This window comes from Paenibacillus sp. PK4536 (assembly GCF_028594455.2).
Lineage (GTDB): Bacteria > Bacillota > Bacilli > Paenibacillales > Paenibacillaceae > Saccharibacillus > Saccharibacillus nuruki.
Genome location: NZ_CP126313.1, coordinates 2,309,386 through 2,326,756 on the forward strand (window position 1 = coordinate 2,309,386; position 17,371 = coordinate 2,326,756).

The 17,371-nt window shown below is 39.9% G+C and carries 14 protein-coding genes; all 14 read left to right on the plus strand.

The genetic code is table 11. The annotated features are described in order from the left end of the window. The first annotated feature begins 270 nt into the window (after positions 1 to 270). The 14 genes from PO903_RS10390 (at position 271) to PO903_RS10455 (ending at position 17,346) form a co-directional block, all read left to right on the plus strand. On the plus strand, positions 271 to 423 hold the full coding sequence (locus PO903_RS10390; RefSeq protein WP_175425128.1) for a hypothetical protein: 153 nt from the start codon (positions 271 to 273) through the stop codon (positions 421 to 423). A 645-nt stretch (positions 424 to 1,068) separates the two neighbouring features. Beyond that, positions 1,069 to 1,875 carry a nucleotidyltransferase domain-containing protein gene (locus tag PO903_RS10395; protein WP_069326658.1) on the plus strand — a complete coding sequence of 269 codons (807 nt, stop codon included), beginning with the start codon at positions 1,069 to 1,071 and terminating at the stop codon, positions 1,873 to 1,875. A gap of 73 nt (positions 1,876 to 1,948) precedes the next feature. After that, on the plus strand, positions 1,949 to 3,382 hold the full coding sequence (locus PO903_RS10400; RefSeq protein WP_273593365.1) for an RtcB family protein: 1,434 nt from the start codon (positions 1,949 to 1,951) through the stop codon (positions 3,380 to 3,382). Between the two features lie 42 nt (positions 3,383 to 3,424). Next, entirely contained in the window at positions 3,425 to 4,711 is a 1,287-nt protein-coding gene (locus PO903_RS10405; RefSeq protein ID WP_069326858.1) for an AAA family ATPase, read from the plus strand. 538 nt (positions 4,712 to 5,249) lie between these two features. Next, positions 5,250 to 6,416 (plus strand): pectate lyase family protein, encoded by a 1,167-nt coding sequence (locus PO903_RS10410; protein WP_206665594.1) that lies wholly within the window; start codon positions 5,250 to 5,252, stop codon positions 6,414 to 6,416. A gap of 309 nt (positions 6,417 to 6,725) precedes the next feature. After that, complete coding sequence (locus tag PO903_RS10415; protein ID WP_502921686.1) at positions 6,726 to 7,619, plus strand: ABC transporter permease; 894 nt, start codon at positions 6,726 to 6,728, stop codon at positions 7,617 to 7,619. A 44-nt stretch (positions 7,620 to 7,663) separates the two neighbouring features. Beyond that, a complete protein-coding gene (locus PO903_RS10420) occupies positions 7,664 to 8,611 on the plus strand; it encodes a carbohydrate ABC transporter permease (protein WP_241669256.1) in 948 nt (315 codons plus the stop codon). Between the two features lie 67 nt (positions 8,612 to 8,678). Next, positions 8,679 to 10,268, plus strand: a complete 1,590-nt coding sequence (locus PO903_RS10425; protein WP_273593367.1) for an extracellular solute-binding protein — start codon at positions 8,679 to 8,681, stop codon at positions 10,266 to 10,268. A gap of 94 nt (positions 10,269 to 10,362) precedes the next feature. Continuing rightward, positions 10,363 to 11,334 (plus strand): LacI family DNA-binding transcriptional regulator, encoded by a 972-nt coding sequence (locus PO903_RS10430; RefSeq protein WP_069326656.1) that lies wholly within the window; start codon positions 10,363 to 10,365, stop codon positions 11,332 to 11,334. A gap of 16 nt (positions 11,335 to 11,350) precedes the next feature. Further along, entirely contained in the window at positions 11,351 to 12,397 is a 1,047-nt protein-coding gene (locus tag PO903_RS10435) for a pectinesterase family protein (protein WP_273593368.1), read from the plus strand. A 319-nt stretch (positions 12,398 to 12,716) separates the two neighbouring features. Further along, the gene (locus PO903_RS10440; protein ID WP_069326655.1) at positions 12,717 to 13,763 is read left to right on the plus strand and encodes a BMP family lipoprotein; all 1,047 of its coding nucleotides are present in this window, start codon (positions 12,717 to 12,719) and stop codon (positions 13,761 to 13,763) included. A 105-nt stretch (positions 13,764 to 13,868) separates the two neighbouring features. After that, the gene (locus tag PO903_RS10445) at positions 13,869 to 15,377 is read left to right on the plus strand and encodes an ABC transporter ATP-binding protein (RefSeq protein WP_273593369.1); all 1,509 of its coding nucleotides are present in this window, start codon (positions 13,869 to 13,871) and stop codon (positions 15,375 to 15,377) included. Next, the gene (locus PO903_RS10450; protein ID WP_137221117.1) at positions 15,374 to 16,423 is read left to right on the plus strand and encodes an ABC transporter permease; all 1,050 of its coding nucleotides are present in this window, start codon (positions 15,374 to 15,376) and stop codon (positions 16,421 to 16,423) included. Before PO903_RS10445 ends, PO903_RS10450 begins: the two co-directional genes overlap by 4 nt. Next, positions 16,423 to 17,346, plus strand: coding sequence for an ABC transporter permease (locus PO903_RS10455; RefSeq protein ID WP_137221115.1), 924 nt, complete (start codon positions 16,423 to 16,425; stop codon positions 17,344 to 17,346). Before PO903_RS10450 ends, PO903_RS10455 begins: the two co-directional genes overlap by 1 nt. Positions 17,347 to 17,371: the final 25 nt, after the last annotated feature.

The window sequence follows — 17,371 nt, forward strand, 5'->3', positions numbered from 1 at the left end:
ACTAATAAAGCATTATATCAGACATTTGTTAATAGAAGATGAATTATATTGCTCATCTACTTATCAATCATCAATATATGTTTTTATTGTAAATTACATACAAACTATCATTTTTCACTATGATCAATATGGACAATTACCCGAAAATAGAACTTTCATCTATTCCAAAAAGGTTATGTCTATAGACCTATTTTCCAAATATGGAATTGACAATTTCAAAATATACCGAGTATGATGGCTATATTATAAACAGGAAGGAGGTTGAGGAACATGATCTTACGTAAAGATATGAATATGCAGAATACCTATCAACCGGGTCAGCATTATGATCTAGGGTTAACACAGGATGAACGTCATATTAATCGCTGCTTGAAAACTTCATACTCTTGCTTCATGTTCATCAATCTCTTACGGACGACATAAACTGCAATACGGAAATCATTAAGCGTAGTCTATATTGAACCAGTTACTTATACGCATATTGTGTATATTCAATGCTAACTAGCTACCTATTTCCTTATTCAATCAGTGCCCCTAATCTCAATAGGCATCTAATTAAATATGCAGGGTTTATTCGATCGCAAATAGTGCCGTTACACCTATTTGCCTATAAACCACCAGCCGCAGACCGTTACAGAGGTCGCGGTTTTTTTGTGTCATAAACATCCATAAAGTTTATAAAAAGGATTTAAATAACATCTAAAACATAAAGTTAAGATATGACACCATTCAGCTATCATCCATAACAGGTAACCCAACTGTCTTATTCATAAACAATAAAAATATCCAACATCTCAAAATAAACTGAACTTTTTCAACGCATAGAACCAATACCAAATTTAGACTATTACTAAATTCTATCATCAACCCAATCATAACCAAGAAATACTAACAAATAATCAACTATTCTTAAAAGCGGCTATCTCCCCCAAAAGGAGAAAATAAATAACGCTCTAACTCAATCGTTTCTACACAAGCGGAAAAGTACCATCTAGCGGTCTTCATCACCAACCGCCAATTGTAAGTGAATTTTCACCCATCCCCTTCATATGAAAGGAGTGATCGATCATGTCCGTAACTCAAGCCATGACTTCTATCATTCAGACTGAATTAAAACGTATTGAACAAGAACAACAAGTTCGTATTTTATATGCTTGTGAATCCGGTAGCCGTGCATGGGGGTTCCCTTCTCAAGATAGCGATTATGATGTGCGCTTTATTTATGTGCATCCTCCAGAATGGTATTTGTCGATTTTCAACAGGCGAGATGTTATCGAATATCCAATCAGTGAGCAGTTAGATATCAACGGTTGGGACTTGCGCAAAGCACTGAATCTGTTCCGCAAATCCAATCCACCATTGATGGAATGGTTGCATTCTCCTATTCAATATGCTGAAAATGGTTCACTTGCTGAGCGAATTCGAAACGTTTCGCCGACTCATTTTTCTCCTCGTTCTTGCATGTATCATTACCTGCACATGGCAAAAGGGAACTTCCGTGGGTATTTGCAAGGGGATACTGTTAAGATCAAAAAATACTTTTATGTATTGCGTCCGATCTTAGCTTGCTTATGGATAGATCAAAAAGGAACAATGCCACCTGTAAGCTTTGATGAGTTGATTGAAGAGATGTTGCCACCGGGGCAATTACGTAGTGATATCGATCAGTTATTGACTCGCAAAAAAGCAGGCGAAGAGCTTAATCTAGAGCAGCAAATTCCGTCGATCCAGTATTTTTTAACCGATATGATCGATATTTTAGAACAACAGGTCGTGCATATGTCCACTTCGGAACAATTACAAGATGATCTACTGGATCAGTTGTTCCGCGAAGCATTGCAATATGCCTATCCAAACGAAGTTTCGCTTTTGTAAGCAGACTCGTTTACAATAATAAAGAAGCCCCTTTAGAACTAGAGGGGCTGACTTGAAAGAGGTTTTACCGATTATGAGTACTCCAATATCATCTTCTTATATTCATGAAGTGAAGCTTCCTGCGGGAAGTGTACATGTTTACGCCAATCCAGAATTATTTGCAGGATTGGACTATAAAGTATTTAATATGGCCAATAACAATTTACAAATCCCGGGTATTCAGTATATGGGGTATACACCTGATGTTCATGTAGGCATCGGCACCTGTATTGGCACAACCGCGGTCTGGGATGCAAGTGCTGGTTATGTATCGCCTTCGATTGTAGGAAGCGATATAGGCTGCGGGATGCGTGTGCATTTGACCAACCTGCATCGTGATGATCTACAAGACGTGAAGTTGCGTCGTAAATTAGTCAAAACCATCGAAAAGTATCTGCCGATGGAATCACAACAGCGTGGACATTTTGCAGATTTGAGATTGGAACATGTGGTACGTAAAGGGTTACAAGGTCTACCTAACAAATATATACCTGACAGTTATACACCGAAAAAATCCACATCACTGACGCATGTAGAAGAAAGTCGTTTTTCTTTTAATGAAGAAGTGTTAAATGGTGTGCGTGATCAAACATGGGGTAGAGCGCATCGTCAACTGGGTACACTTGGTGGTGGCAATCACTTTGCAGAGATTCAAGCGCTTGAGATTGATGAAGAACATCGCCATATTGCTGAAGCATGGGGCATGAGTGATGGACAAATCGTTGTCATGATTCATTCAGGCTCTCGTTCATGGGGAGGAAGTATCAGTCAGGAAAGCAATCAAGTGATGCTGTCGCAGATGCAACGCTTGGGACTAGGGACTGCTGATCCTAGACTGGCTTTTCTACCGTTAGCTCATCCAGAAGGTCAGTATTACGTCAATATGATGTATTCTGCGCTTAATTATGCGACAGTGAATCGTCATCTGATCGCTTACAGTATCCGTGAAGCATTCCGTGATGTATTTGGTAATGGATGTGAGATGCGTACATTGTATGATCTGATGCACAATTACGCTTGGGCAGAAGAACGGGATGAAGGAGCTGTATTTATCCATCGTAAAGGTGCCACTCGTGCACTGCCAGCTGGTCATGCTGGCAATCCGAAGCCATATCTAGCAACAGGGCATCCAGCATTGATTCCCGGCTCGATGGGAACCTCATCGTATATTATGGTGGGTCAACCCGGTGGATATGACAACTATTATTCGATCTGTCATGGAGCAGGACGAGCCCGCTCTCGCTCAGCCACCAAAAAATTAGTGACTGTCGATCAATTTGCTAGTTCACTCAAAGTAGGAACAGCGGATGAGATCGTCGTCAATCAGCGTTCACTGGAATCAATATTAGATGAATCACCACAAGCCTATAAAGATGTCGATCAAATTATTGAAAGTGTCACAGGAGCAGGACTTGCTTCTGTCGTGGCAAAATGTAAGCCGCTTGCGGCAATCAAGGGGGCCAAATGAATGGATTCACTTTTTCAGACAAGTCATACAAATGTAGAACCGATTGAAAGTGAAAACACTCCTGAAGCGATTGTAATTTATACAACCGATGAACAAAAATTACCTACCGAATATGCAGATTATGCACGGGTTATTAAAGGCATCGAAGAATCGTTAACATCGCGTTATGGAGTGACTTATAAATTATATTCAAGCAGTGATCCGAATACCGAATATTGGGAGTTGCTTGATGAAGATTTACGTCATAGCAGTACTGATGTAGAACATGTGATTCGTATTTACGATCGTTTGGAAGAACGTACTTTTGTTTATGATGGAGATCGTACAGAGCCAGATTATTGTGTACATCCATCTGTGATGAATAATGTATTTGCGTATGCGCAAGCAGGCGTAGCATTAGCACGTATGCCTGTATTTCGTCCACATGGCGTGAGTAGTGAAGATCTTGTTTTCGCCACAAGTGATGAATCATTATTGAAATTTCTAGGTGATGTCCGTGTGCGTCAACGTGAACAAAGTTTGCGCCGTGTGACAGTGTTTACAGACACACGTCATGGCATTAATCGCCAAATGGAGCCGGTGAGTCGTGCGGTTTCTCGTGATGATGTGATTATGGCTCCAGAGATCAAACAAGATATTTATCGTTCGCTGGATCGCTTTTTTGCAGAAGATCGTTCCTTTTACAAAACATATGATATTCCGTATAAACGTGGTATTTTACTATACGGGCATCCGGGTAATGGTAAAACAACCCTTGTGAAATCAATCGCTGGTAGCGTGCCGGGACCTGTAGCATACTGGCAGATTACCGAGTATACAAGCAGTGAATCGATCGAAGAAGTGTTCGATGCCGCTGTTCGGATGACACCGATGGTACTGGTGATCGAAGATATCGACTCGATGCCCAAAGACGCACGGTCGTTCTTCTTAAATACACTGGATGGAGCTACTTCCAAAGAAGGTGTATTTCTAATCGGAACAACCAATTATCCTGAAAAAATCGATCCAGGTTTGATGAATCGTGCAGGACGATTTGATCGTGCTTATGAGATTGTGCTACCTGATGAGAAATTGCGTTCTGAATTTTTCTATCGCAAACGTCTGCATGAATTTGCAGGAGAAGAGATTGTACAGGAAACAGCCAAATTAACCGAAGGATTTACCTTTGCTCAACTGGGCGAATTATATATCTCAGCAGCATTACACTGGCATGAAGATGGTCAATTGGATATGAAAGAATTGATTCAAGGGCTACGTGGAGAGCTAGATAAGAGTCGTAAAGGTGTCTGGCTTCAAAACAGTGAAGGTCGGGTCGGCTTTCATTTCTAATAGCGTTGAACAGGTAAATCTAGCATCCGTAAATATAGTGTGATCCAGAGGATTGGAAAAGTATGTAACTATACTTTTCTGATCCTTTTTTTGTGCGTTGGTAACTGTTGACGATCAGACAGATAAAGATATTTAGGATTCGTTTTTCATATCCACAAGCGGGTAAAAGTTTAATTTGAACTCTATAAAACACGTTTTTAAGATTGTGGATAACTCGTTTTCTTTTTGTAATTTCATCGGGTTTATTTGACCGTTTACTAAAAAATAAAGATAGAATATTATTTTCGCTATTCTTATATGTAATTATTGGATTAAATAATCTATTTCTTATTAGATCGAATATGAAAATAGAACCATAAAATACATCGTTAATCGTATATGGAATAAACATACATAGAAATATATAATTGGATACATCGCAAAAGAGTAATATGGGATCAGCGATAGAAAGGAGCCGATAAGTAGCGAAATGGTATAGAACAAATTTCAGCAGACAGGGTATAACTGCAACACTATACATCATTCAGGAGGGTATACAATGACCAAAAGAAGTAAAAAATCTTTCGCAGGTATGACGATGTCCGTACTCAGTGTCATCATGTTATCCACATTGTTATTTCCAGGATTCACAATGAGTTATACACATGCAGCATCGACTGGTGGTTATGCAACAACAACAGGATCGAACGAAGCCGCTGTTACAGTAACTACACTTGCTGAATTGAAAAATGCGTTTAACGCAGGTAAACATCATATTGTGATTAAAGGCAATATTTATGGTGGAGCCAAACCATTAACACTGACGTTTGCTACAACCAATTGGAATAATACCACGATTGAAGGCGCAAGCGGTGGTGGTGCAGTATTGCAAAATATTCAGTTGAAATTTAGTGGGGAAAATCTTCCGGCAGGAACCAATATTGAAAATGTAGTCATCAAAAATATTACGTTTTATGGGAATATCAAAGATTTACAAAATTTGAGCGGAGCAGATACACAGCCTGGCGGGATTGGTACTAACTATTTGGGCGTCTCTTTCCGTCGCACGAGTAATATTTTAGTCGATCATGTCACTATGTATAATATCAGTGATGATCTATTTGTGATCTCACAGGGTTCAGATTACGCTACCTTGTCGAACAGTCACTTTTATTTTACAGACAGCTGGTTGAATATGAATCCGAATCCGATCTGGAACTGGGTAGGAAGCAATCAAGATCTGGCTTCTGAACGTTTAGCACTGATTATCGGTTCGAACAAAAATGATTCCTATACTTACGGTGGTGGCAAATTACATGTGACTATGCATCATAACTGGTTCGGGCCGAATATGAAAGGACGCCCGTTGTTACGTGGATATGTGCATATGTATGATAACTATTTTGATAACAGTACAACACCATCGGGCAACAATGCACAAGGTTATTCACAGCAACAATACAATGCAGCACAGATCGGTAGTGGCGGTAATATTTTTTCGGAAAATAACTATTTCTACAAAACGAATAACAGTAATCAGATCGGTCTAGATAGCAACGGAGATGCTTATAAATTTTATGAACGCAATAATGTGTATAATGCAGTCACAGGCACATCAGCTACTGGAGCAGCCTTCCCGGGTGGCACTTCATTCCCGTATAGTTATTCACTAGATCCAGCAGCTAATGTACCAAATATCGTTCAAGCGAATGCAGGTCCTAAATAATAAATATGTATTTCAAAGAGAATGATTGTCAAAAAACAAAGAGTCTGCTAGAATAAACAAAAAAGAATGTAAGCGTATTCATAAAGGCTAAAATTACAACGTTGTAATTAAAAGGTGAAAGAGATATACAAGATAAAAGAGAGTCATTATATTTATACATGATAAATTGATAATCCGTTTATATTTTGTTTATACTCTTATCTTTTATACTAAAATTACAACGTTGTAATTAAGTTGAATATCAGAAAGTATGATGGTTGAAGTAGTGAAAGGGAGTGGTATATAGTGGGTAAAAAATCAATCTCACTGATGAAATTTATCAAGCGTGATAAGTACTTATTGATTATGTTTGCACCTGTTTTTGTGTACTATGTGATCTTTATGTATATTCCTATGCCCGGTGTACTGATTGCTTTCAAAAACTTTACCCCAGGACATGGCATTTTCGGTGGAGATTGGGTAGGGCTACAGTGGTTTGCTCAATTTGTACATTCGATCTACTTCTGGCGGTTGTTACGCAATACCTTTTTACTCGCTTTTTTACCTCTACTGTTTGGCTTTGGTATTCCTATTTTGTTCGCTGTATGTATCGTCGAGATCAAAAATCAAGTCTTCAAACGATTCGCACAAACGATTACGTATTTACCTCATTTTATATCCACAGTTGTCGTTGCAGGTATGTTAATTAATTTTTTATCCCCAGCTGATGGAATTGTGAATACATTGTTAGCAAGATTCGGTATGGAAAAAGTTAATTTTATGATGGAAGCAGGTTGGTTTCGAACGATTTTCACCAGTTCTGAAATCTGGCAAAGTTTTGGATTCAGTTCCATTATCTATATCGCTGCGATTATGAGTATTGATCCTGAAATGTATGATTCGGGTAAGATTGATGGCGTTAGTAAATTTCAAGAATTGTGGCATCTGACGTTACCTAGTATTAAGCCTACGATTGTTATTTTGTTGCTGTTATCTCTGGGTGGCATTATGAGTGTAGGTTTTGAAAAAGTATATTTATTGTACAACGGTGCAACGTATGAGACGGCAGATGTATTATCCACCTATGTGTATCGAATGGGAATAGAAGGACAGAATTATGGATTTGCCACAGCGGTAGGTTTGTTTAATTCAATTATTACTTTTGTACTTGTATTCACAGTGAACCGGATCACAAGACGTATGACCAATATGTCTCTCTGGTAGATTTTGATACAGGTTAGCCACCAGATAGACAAAAGGAGACGCCCATGAAAAAGTCTATGCTCGACAGTCCACATCGTCCGTATGTGAATATCAACAGCAACACCTTTACGACTAGAAAATCATTAAGTGATCGCACCTTTTACGGGTTGATTTACTTGATGACGATTGTCGCAATTATTGTGACTTTGTATCCGTTCTTGTATGTGTTGAGTATTTCATTTAGTTCGGTCGAAGCGATAGATCAACAGAAAGTGATTTTGTTTCCAGTAGGGTTCACGTTATCGGGCTACAAAATGGTATTGCAGTACCAAGAGTTATGGGTGTCGTTTTATAATACGCTCTGGTATACGGTTGTAGGGACGGTGCTGAATATTTTGTTTACCTGTTTGGCGGCTTTTCCTTTATCCAGACCTCGATTCTTTTTACGCCGCAAATTGAACTTCTTTATCGCTTTTACAATGTACTTTTCCGGTGGATTGATCCCAGTCTATATGTTGATTACTTCATTAGGGCTCTATAATACACGCTGGGCAATGGTGCTACCTGTACTGGTGATCACATTCAATGTCATGATTTGTCGATCTGCTTTTGAAGGTATACCGAATGAAATATTTGAGAGCGCTAACATTGATGGAGCGAACGATATTACGATGTTATTCAAATTAGCGATTCCGATCATTAAGCCTACACTGGCAGTATTGACGCTATATTATGCAGTCTATCACTGGAACAACTTTTTCTCGGCTCTGTTATATCTGGGCAAACAGGATTTACAACCGTTACAGATGTTTTTGCGCAGAGTATTAATTATGGCTTCACCTGAAGTGATGCAGAAAATGGGCGGATCTATGTCTACTAGTGCATTAGCAGTATCGACATTGCAAGTACGTTATGTGTCTATCGTGGTCAGTATTTTACCTATTGTAACGATCTATCCATTTATTCAACGTTATTTTGTTAAAGGGATTACATTGGGTGCAGTCAAAGGATAAATAGATGAGCAATGTGTTATGAAGTGGAATGCACTACAGGTGGATGATCATAAAGGGGGCAAGAAGGATGAAGGCTAAAAAAGTAGGCAAATTAGTACTGGTGACTGTATTAGCAGCAGGGATAGCAGGTTGTAATAGCGCAGGGAATGGAGCACAGACCAGTGCCCCAATGGAAGCAGAACCGAACTTTACATATACAGGGAAAGGACCTGTTACAGCGATAAAGGATGCAGAGTTATCGATACTTGCCACCAATGCGTGGACAACCAATGTCGATCTAGCTCATGCCCAAATCGTACAAAAAATTACTGATAATGCTGGTATCAAAGCCAATTGGGATCTTATTCCGCCTCAAAACTATGCTGATGCAGTAAATCCAAGACTTGCCGCAGGTGTAGACTTACCTGATATTATTTATATGCCTGATCAAGATCAATTGATGAAATATATCAATAGTGGTATTGTGATTCCGATTGATGAATTGTACGAAAAATATGGTGTGAATTTGAAAAAAATCTATGAACAATCACCAGATGTCAAAGCAAGTCTAACTACACCAAGCGGGAAAATGTATTATGTTCCGCAGCAGACGCTTACTAAAAACTATATGCCTGTGTTTATGGTGAATGAACGATGGCTCCAAACATTAGGGTTACAAGAACCGACTACACTGGATGAATTTACCGAGATGTTGCGCCAATTTAAAGCAAAAGATCCGAATGGAAATGGCAAAGCAGATGAAATTCCAATGTCGATGGAACCTAAGTTTTTAGAAATGGCATTTGGCCCTGTATTTGGATTAGATTTGTCGAACCAATTTTATGCGGATGATCAAGGAAAAGTGCATTTTAGTTATAATGAACCTGCTTACAAGCAATACTTAACCTACCTTAATAGTCTATACAAAGAAGGATTGTTAGGGGTCGATTATGCAAGTACAACCAGCGATCAGGTGACTTCAAGAATTTCGCAGAATGTAACAGGAGCTACGTTTAATTTTAGCTGGTATATGTCGATGGTCTATAGCCCATTATTCAAAGATTACAATCCGAAAGAGCCGATCTTCAAAGGTATTCTTCCGCTTAAAGGACCCAACGGAGATCAATTTTATGTCGGACGCACACCGGTAAGTGGTATTTTCGGTATTTCAAGAGATAGTAAAAATCCTGCGTTAGCATTTAAATTTCTAGATTATGCAGTTAGTGAAGAAGCACAAACGTATTATACTTGGGGAATCAAAGACGATACGTATACAGAAAAAGATGGTAAAAAACAATTTACAACCAAAGGACAAGACAATGACTATATTCAGAAGCTAGGCATAGGTCCTGTCAATTTACCTAATATTCAATCGGCTGAATCCGCAGATGCGTTAGTGCCTGCATGGCATTCAGCATTAGATAAAAAGTTAGAATCGTATATTCATCCTCCGTTCCCGTTTGTCTATGCTTTACCGGAAGAAGCAAGTACAGATAGCATGTCGATGCCTGATATCACGACTTATGTTGAAGAAATGAATTTCAAATTTGTGAGTGGTAGTCTAGGATTGGATCAATTCGATGATTATATCAATACGCTCAAAAGTATGAATATCGATCAAGTGATTGCTAACAAACAAGCTCAATACGATCGTTATCTAGCTGCTCAGAAAAAGTAACCCATGCTTATTGTGCGCTATCGACTTAGAAAATGGTTCCTCAACCCTATATAATAGAATAGTCACCCATCGTTTAAGAAAAAGAAGGTGTTATATGATTACGATCAAAGACATTGCGAAGCTAGCGGGCGTTAGCTATAGCACGGTGTCCAAAGCATTAAATCATGATCCACGAATCAAACCAGCTACACGTGAGAAAGTACTGGCTGTAGCTGAAAAACATCATTATCGCAAAAATATTATGGCACAACAGCTATCTTCAGGCAGAAGTAATATTATCGGATTTGTACTGGACGAACTGAATAATCCACTGTTTGCTAATATATCGGGTAATCTACATGCCGAATTGAAAAAGTTAGGATATCAGATGATTCTGGTAGTTGCCGATGAAGGCATGGACGTTTTAGATCATTTACGAGTAGATGGATGTATTTTTTGGGATTATGAAATGACTGATCGAGCCGCATTCTGGCAACGATTTGCTAATATTCAGATTCCTTGTTTTGTACTAGGAACAGATGATTCACCTAATTCTCCATACATCAAAATTGATCGTAAAGAAGGCATTTACAAAGCAGTAGAGCATCTCAAAAACAACGGTCATACACAGATTGGATTTATCGGCAATTCTCAACCGATCAAGCTAGAGGGATATCGTGAAGCTCTACAGCGCACAGGATTGGAATGGAATGAAGATTATATTTTACCTGCATATTCTTCATGGGAAGATGGTTATTTTGCTATCCGCAATTATGAATGGACTGCACATGCACCGACTGCTTTTATCGGATTGAATAATATGGTGACACGTGGAGCTTTACGAGCTTTATTGGAAGCAGGGTACAAAGTGCCTTCCGATATTTCGTTAATCGGTTATGATGATCTGCCGGATATGCAATATGCAGAAGTGGCTTTGACTACGATTGGACCGCCATTAGATGAACTCGCTATTCAAGCTGCTGAATTGATTGTTGCTTTAATTCGGGGAGAACAGGTGCAATATCCTGTAGTAATCCAACCGCAATTATATCATCGTCAATCGGTTGCTTTATACCAAGCCACTTAAGTGAGGAGGGTACACTGTGCAGTATATTCCAGCTTCATTATTGGAAATAACAGTATCGTCAGATGGAAGTGGTGATTATACTAGCATCCAGAGTGCTATTGATGCGATACCACCTGATCGAGAATATCCGACGACTATTTATATTCAAGCAGGTGTCTATAATGAGAAACTTCATATTGAAAAGCCTTATGTTCGATTGATTGGGGATTCTGATCAACCTACTGTTATTACGTATAATGATTATGCACGCAAAACGTTTCCTGATGGATCGTTGTATCATACCTTTTATTCGTATACCGTATTTGTAGGTAGTGATGATTTTAGTGCAGAACATGTAACTTTTATCAATACTGCTGGTGCAGGGGAACAAGTAGGGCAAGCATTAGCGGTGTATGTGGATAGTGATAGAGCTGTTTTTCGTCATTGTCGATTTATTGGACAGCAAGATACGTTGTTCACCGGGCCGTTACCGCCTCAACCGATAGATCGTGGTACCTTCGGAGGACCTCGTGAAGGAGCGCCTCGCCGTAAGCAACGTCAATATTATAAGCACTGTTATATAGAAGGAAATGTCGATTTTATTTTTGGATCAGCAACAGCTGTGTTTGAGCAGTGTGAGATTTTTGCTAGAAAGCGAGCGCTTCTGTCTCAAGTCTCTGCTAATCCAGAAGCTACAGAGCAGTCATCTATTCATGGATGGTTAACAGCGGCTTCTACGCCGGAAGATGTAAAGTATGGATATGTATTTATCGATTGTCAGTTAACAAGCGATGCACCAGCACATAGCTTTTATTTAGGAAGACCGTGGCGCAATTATGCCAAAGTAGCATTTGTACGATGTGATATAGGTGGGCATATTCATCCTGAAGGTTGGCATAACTGGAATAAGACTGAAGCCGAATCTTCTGTCATCTATAAAGAATATGGTAATCAAGGTGCAGGAGCTTCTAGAGAGCAAAGAGTATCTTGGAGTTCGCTATTAGATCGAACCGAAGTAGAAGAATATACAGTAGCACGTATTTTAGCAGGAGAAGATAGCTGGCTACCCGAAGCAGGATCATGAGTCTGTGTAAACAGTAATCGTTTAAAAACATACGAAAAATTATTTTATAGATACGTAAAGTCTTGAACATCATTGTTCAGGGCTTTTTTTATATTTGATTTTAAGTCAAAAATCAGTGAAAACCCTTGTGTAACAGTCTTAACCATATTAAAGTAATATAAAAGTTTGAGAACGGATTTGGCGGAATAAGAGATTAGTTTGTTATAAAATGATTGTTTATTCCGCATATTACCTAAAAAAGGTTTGACAAAAGGCGACAAATTTCTTAGGATTAGTGAAAACATACGTTAAATTTGGATGGAATGGGGAATAAAAAAGAATGAAGAAGCGTTTAATGTTCGTAATTACTATGGTTATGGTGTTCGCATTATTAGCAGCATGTAGTTCTGGTGGGTCTAATTCCGAACAATCAGCGTCCAACGGTAGCAGTGCTGAAGGCACAGGTAAAAAGATGAAAATTGCTCTTGTTCTTCCTGAAGAAATAGGGGTTAACCAGTTTTTTGTTCAAATGGATGAAGGTTTCCAAAAAGCAGGAAAAGAGTTTGGTGTAGAGACTAAAACCATCCAATCTTCTGACCCTACTGCTTTTGAACAAAATATGCGTGCAACTGTAGCAGAAGATTATGATCTGATCATTACAGCGACTTTCCAAGCAGAAGATGTGTTGAAACAAGTAGCTGAAGAAAATCCTGACAAATCATTTGCTATCATTGATACAAGTGTAGATCTTCCTAACGTACGTAGCGTAGGATTCCGTGAATATGAAGCTTCTTATCTATTAGGAGCAGCAGCAGGACTAGCAACAAAAACAAATGTAGTAGGTATGGTAGCAGCGCAAGATGTTCCATTGCTTAAAAAATATAGTGAAGGTTTCAAAGAAGGATTGGCTTCTGTAAATCCGAAAGCCAAATTCTTAATCGGTTATGTAGGTAGCTTTAACGATCCAGCCAAAGCCAAAGAATTAGCATTAGTACAATACGGTCAAGGCGCTGACTTTGTAGCTGGTGCATCAGCAACAAGTGATCTAGGTGTATTTGAAGCCGCAAAAGAGAAAAACTTATACACATCCGGTCAAGATACTGACCGTACGGTTGAAGATCCAGACCATGTGGTATTGTCTCAATTAAAAGGAACAGATGCAGTCGCTTACGAAACTGTAAAAGACTTTGTCGATGGTAACTTTAAATTTGGTTCTACTGCTTATGGATTGAAAGAAAAAGGTGTAGGTCTTACTTTTGTCACAACAGACAGTACATCGAAGCTGAGTCCTTTTATCGGTGAAGATGTGATCACTAAAGTTAAAAAAATCAGTGATGATATTATCGCAGGTAAGATCGTTGTTAAAGATCCGTTAGCACAAAAATAGTAGATATGATAAGCACGGCAAGTTGATCTAACCGGCTGCTATACCGAGCAGCCGGTTTTGTTGTTATCTGAGGTACTTTGTAATCTGGAATGGAGGTTTACACCGATGACGTTGTTATTAGAAATGAAAAATATAACTAAAAAATACGGCGATTTTACCGCTAATCACAATATCAATTTCGATGTCCGTAAAGGTGAAATTCATGCCCTCGTGGGTGAAAATGGTGCAGGTAAAACCACCTTAATGCGTATGTTATACGGTATGGAAGAACCGACTTCTGGTAGCATTATGATCAATGGTAAAGAAGTTCATTTTCATGATCCATCTGAAGCGATTCGGCAAGGGATTGGCATGGTACATCAGCATTTTATGTTATTTCCAAGTTTTACACTGGCTGAAAATATCGTGATCGGTGGAGAACCGAAGCGTAGTGGATTATTCGACCGCAAAGCGGCGGCAGATAAAGTGAATGAACTCGGACAAATGTATGGCATGCCTGTTGATCCGTGGCGCAAAGCAGGAGATTGTCCTCTTGGCGTGCAACAACGAACTGAAATTTTGAAAGTATTATATCAAGGCGCAGATGTGATTATTCTGGATGAACCTACAGGTGTGCTAACGCCTAGTGAAGTGAAAGAATTATTGCAGTCGATTAAACGTCTGGCTGCGCAAGGGAAAAGCTTTATTCTAATTACTCACAAACTACATGAAGTCATGGAAGCGGCAGACCGGATTACAGTGCTACGTGATGGTGTGATCACCGGACATATGGAATCCAATACAACCGATGAAGAGCAGATTTCTCGTCTTATGGTTGGACGTGATCTGATTCCAATGAGTAGAGTAGCGAATGAACCGGGTGCGTCTGTCATGCATGTGCAAAATGTAACACTTGCTGGAGCCAAAGGCGCTAAGCCCTTACTAGATAATGTCACGCTAACTGTACGTCAGGGTGAAATTGTAGGGATTGCAGGCATTTCAGGTAACGGACAATCTGAATTGTTGCAGGTTATATCAGGGCTTGTTCAGCCAGATAGCGGAATTGTAGAGCTTAATGGGAAAGATGTCACCGGAGATTCAGTGCGGGCGATCAGAGAGCAAGGCATGGCTCATATTCCAGAAGATCGGTATATGTGGGGAGCTTCGCGTGAAGCAACTGTACTAGATAATGGCTTAATGGGGCATCAACATCATTACAAAAAAGGCGGTCTTATTCAGAGTCACAAACTTCGTAAAGTAGTTAGTGGATGGGTAGAACGTTTTGCAATCAAAACAGGATCACTGGATACTCAAGCTCAATTTCTATCCGGTGGTAATCTACAGAAGTTAATTGCCGCCCGTGAATTTGCCCAAAATAAACCATTTTTGATTGCAGCGGAACCTACACGAGGGGTTGATGTAGGCGCAATGGAAACGATCCATGGTGAACTGCTTGCTAAGTGCAAAGCAGGCGATGGTATTTTGTTAGTCTCTTCCGAGTTAACCGAGATTCTTAAATTATCTGATCGTGTGCTGGTGATGTATGAAGGTGCGATTGCAGGAGAATTATCTGCCGCAGAAGCCACCGAAGAGCAGATCAGTCTATTAATGGCAGGAGGGAAGCGCCAACTATGACCAGACTCAAACGAAATCTATTTGCGCTTCTACAACCGATTATCGCTGTGATTATCGGTTTGCTTGCAGGAGCGATAGCCATAGTCTTACTAGGCGATTCCGTAATTGATACTTATGCTGAAATGTGGAATGGTGCGTTCGGAAGTTTTTACTTTTTAACCAATACATTAACCCGGGCAACACCGATTATTTTAACAGGATTGGGTGTTGCGCTTGCTTTTCGAGCGGGATTTTTCAATATGGGTTCTACCGGACAGATGGTACTGGGTGGACTCGCCGCAGCGATTACCGCTCTATATCTACCCGGACCGGGTTGGATGGTATTGGTGGTATCTCTCGTTGTAGGGATGGCAATCGGTGGATTATGGTCACTATTTGCAGGTTATATGGATGCCAAATTCGGTATTAACTTGTTGATCTCTACCTTGTTATTGAACTATATCGCTTCATTATTTGCTGGCTATATGGTCGCTTTTCCTTTGAAAGATCAAAGTGGGTCAGCAGCGATGGCACAGACACCTATGATCGACAAAAGTGTCTGGTTACCCAAATTATTTTCCGGTATGAGTCTACATGCTGGCTTTATTCTAGCGATAGTAGCAGCAATAGCATTGTACATCTTTATACAAAAAAGTGTATCCGGTTATGAGATTCGGATGCTTGGAAACAATCCTTTTTTTGCAGCTTATGGTGGAGTGAAAAGAGGGCGGATGATGGTCGTAGCGATGTTAACCAGTGGAGCACTGGCTGGACTAGCAGGCGCAGGCGAAGTACTCGGTACCCAGCATCGCTATCTAGATGGTGCACTTGCTTCCGCAGATTATGGATGGAGCGGAATTATGGCGACACTGTTAGCTTCTTCTAATCCGTTAGGAACAGCGGTAGCAGGTATCTTACTGGCGGCATTACAGACAGGTGCGATGGGTGTAGAACGTAATACCAATGTACCTTTAGAAGTAGCTAGCGTTATTCAAGCGGTATTGACGCTATTTGTATCGGCTCGGTTTGGCTATGCGTTCCTCAAACGCAGAAAGGAGAAGAAATAATGGATCAGTTATTCGATGTGTCTCTATTTAATTCCATGTTGCGTATTGTGACGCCAATTCTTCTCGCTGCTCTGGGTGGAGCCATCTGTGCTCGGGTTGGACTGTTTAATGTAGGTTTGGAAGGTCTGGTACTGGTTGGAGCCTTTTCTGCAATACTGGGTAATCATTTGCTTGGCAATGTGTGGTTGGCTATTATTTTTGCGATTTTATGTGTCATGTTATTCTCGCTGATCTTTGCTTATATCAGTATTAATCTGAGGGCAAATGTAATTGTAGTCGGGATCTCAATGAACTTTTTAGCCGCAGGATTAACAACATTCTGTCTACGAGCGATCTTCGATGTGAAAGGCGCTTATTACGATAAAAATATGATGGGCTTGCCGAAATGGGATATTCCGGTGATCAAAGACATTCCGGTATTAGGTGGCATTATATCCGGTCATTCACCACTTGTATATTTAGCTTTTTTTGCCGCTATTCTTATGCAAATTTATCTATTCAAAACGGTTAGTGGATTCCGCTTACGTGCCGCAGGTGAAAATCCTGTTGCTGCTCAAAGTCTGGGTATTCCTGTGCGTCGTATTCAATATGGAGCCGTATTAATGTCAGGTGTATTATGCGGTCTAGCTGGAGCACAATTATCGCTCGGACAGGTAACTATGTTTACAGAAGGCATGACCGCAGGACGTGGATTTATTGCGTTGGTGGCGACGATGTTAGGTCAATCCAATCCAATTGGTGTAGTTGCATCAAGTCTACTGTTTGGCTTTATGGATGCATTTAGTATTCGTCTACAAGGTTTTGCTTTACCTGCTCAATTTACACAAATGTTACCGTATATTGTGACACTGGTCGCGATGTTCTTTTTCAAAGATCGTAGTTATCTCAAAGATGCTCAACGAGCCAACGGAAGCTCGCGTTAATTTGAATTGAAAAGGAGAGAATGGT

Coding starts and splice junctions, on each gene's coding strand:
- PO903_RS10395 (WP_069326658.1), top strand. CDS start 1,069: ATGTCCGTAACTCAAGCCATGACTTCTATCATTCAGACTGAATTAAAA.
- PO903_RS10390 (WP_175425128.1), top strand. CDS start 271: ATGATCTTACGTAAAGATATGAATATGCAGAATACCTATCAACCGGGT.
- PO903_RS10455 (WP_137221115.1), top strand. CDS start 16,423: ATGGATCAGTTATTCGATGTGTCTCTATTTAATTCCATGTTGCGTATT.
- PO903_RS10425 (WP_273593367.1), top strand. CDS start 8,679: ATGAAGGCTAAAAAAGTAGGCAAATTAGTACTGGTGACTGTATTAGCA.
- PO903_RS10430 (WP_069326656.1), top strand. CDS start 10,363: ATGATTACGATCAAAGACATTGCGAAGCTAGCGGGCGTTAGCTATAGC.
- PO903_RS10445 (WP_273593369.1), top strand. CDS start 13,869: ATGACGTTGTTATTAGAAATGAAAAATATAACTAAAAAATACGGCGAT.
- PO903_RS10400 (WP_273593365.1), top strand. CDS start 1,949: ATGAGTACTCCAATATCATCTTCTTATATTCATGAAGTGAAGCTTCCT.
- PO903_RS10415 (WP_502921686.1), top strand. CDS start 6,726: ATGAAATTTATCAAGCGTGATAAGTACTTATTGATTATGTTTGCACCT.
- PO903_RS10450 (WP_137221117.1), top strand. CDS start 15,374: ATGACCAGACTCAAACGAAATCTATTTGCGCTTCTACAACCGATTATC.
- PO903_RS10440 (WP_069326655.1), top strand. CDS start 12,717: ATGAAGAAGCGTTTAATGTTCGTAATTACTATGGTTATGGTGTTCGCA.
- PO903_RS10420 (WP_241669256.1), top strand. CDS start 7,664: ATGAAAAAGTCTATGCTCGACAGTCCACATCGTCCGTATGTGAATATC.
- PO903_RS10410 (WP_206665594.1), top strand. CDS start 5,250: ATGACCAAAAGAAGTAAAAAATCTTTCGCAGGTATGACGATGTCCGTA.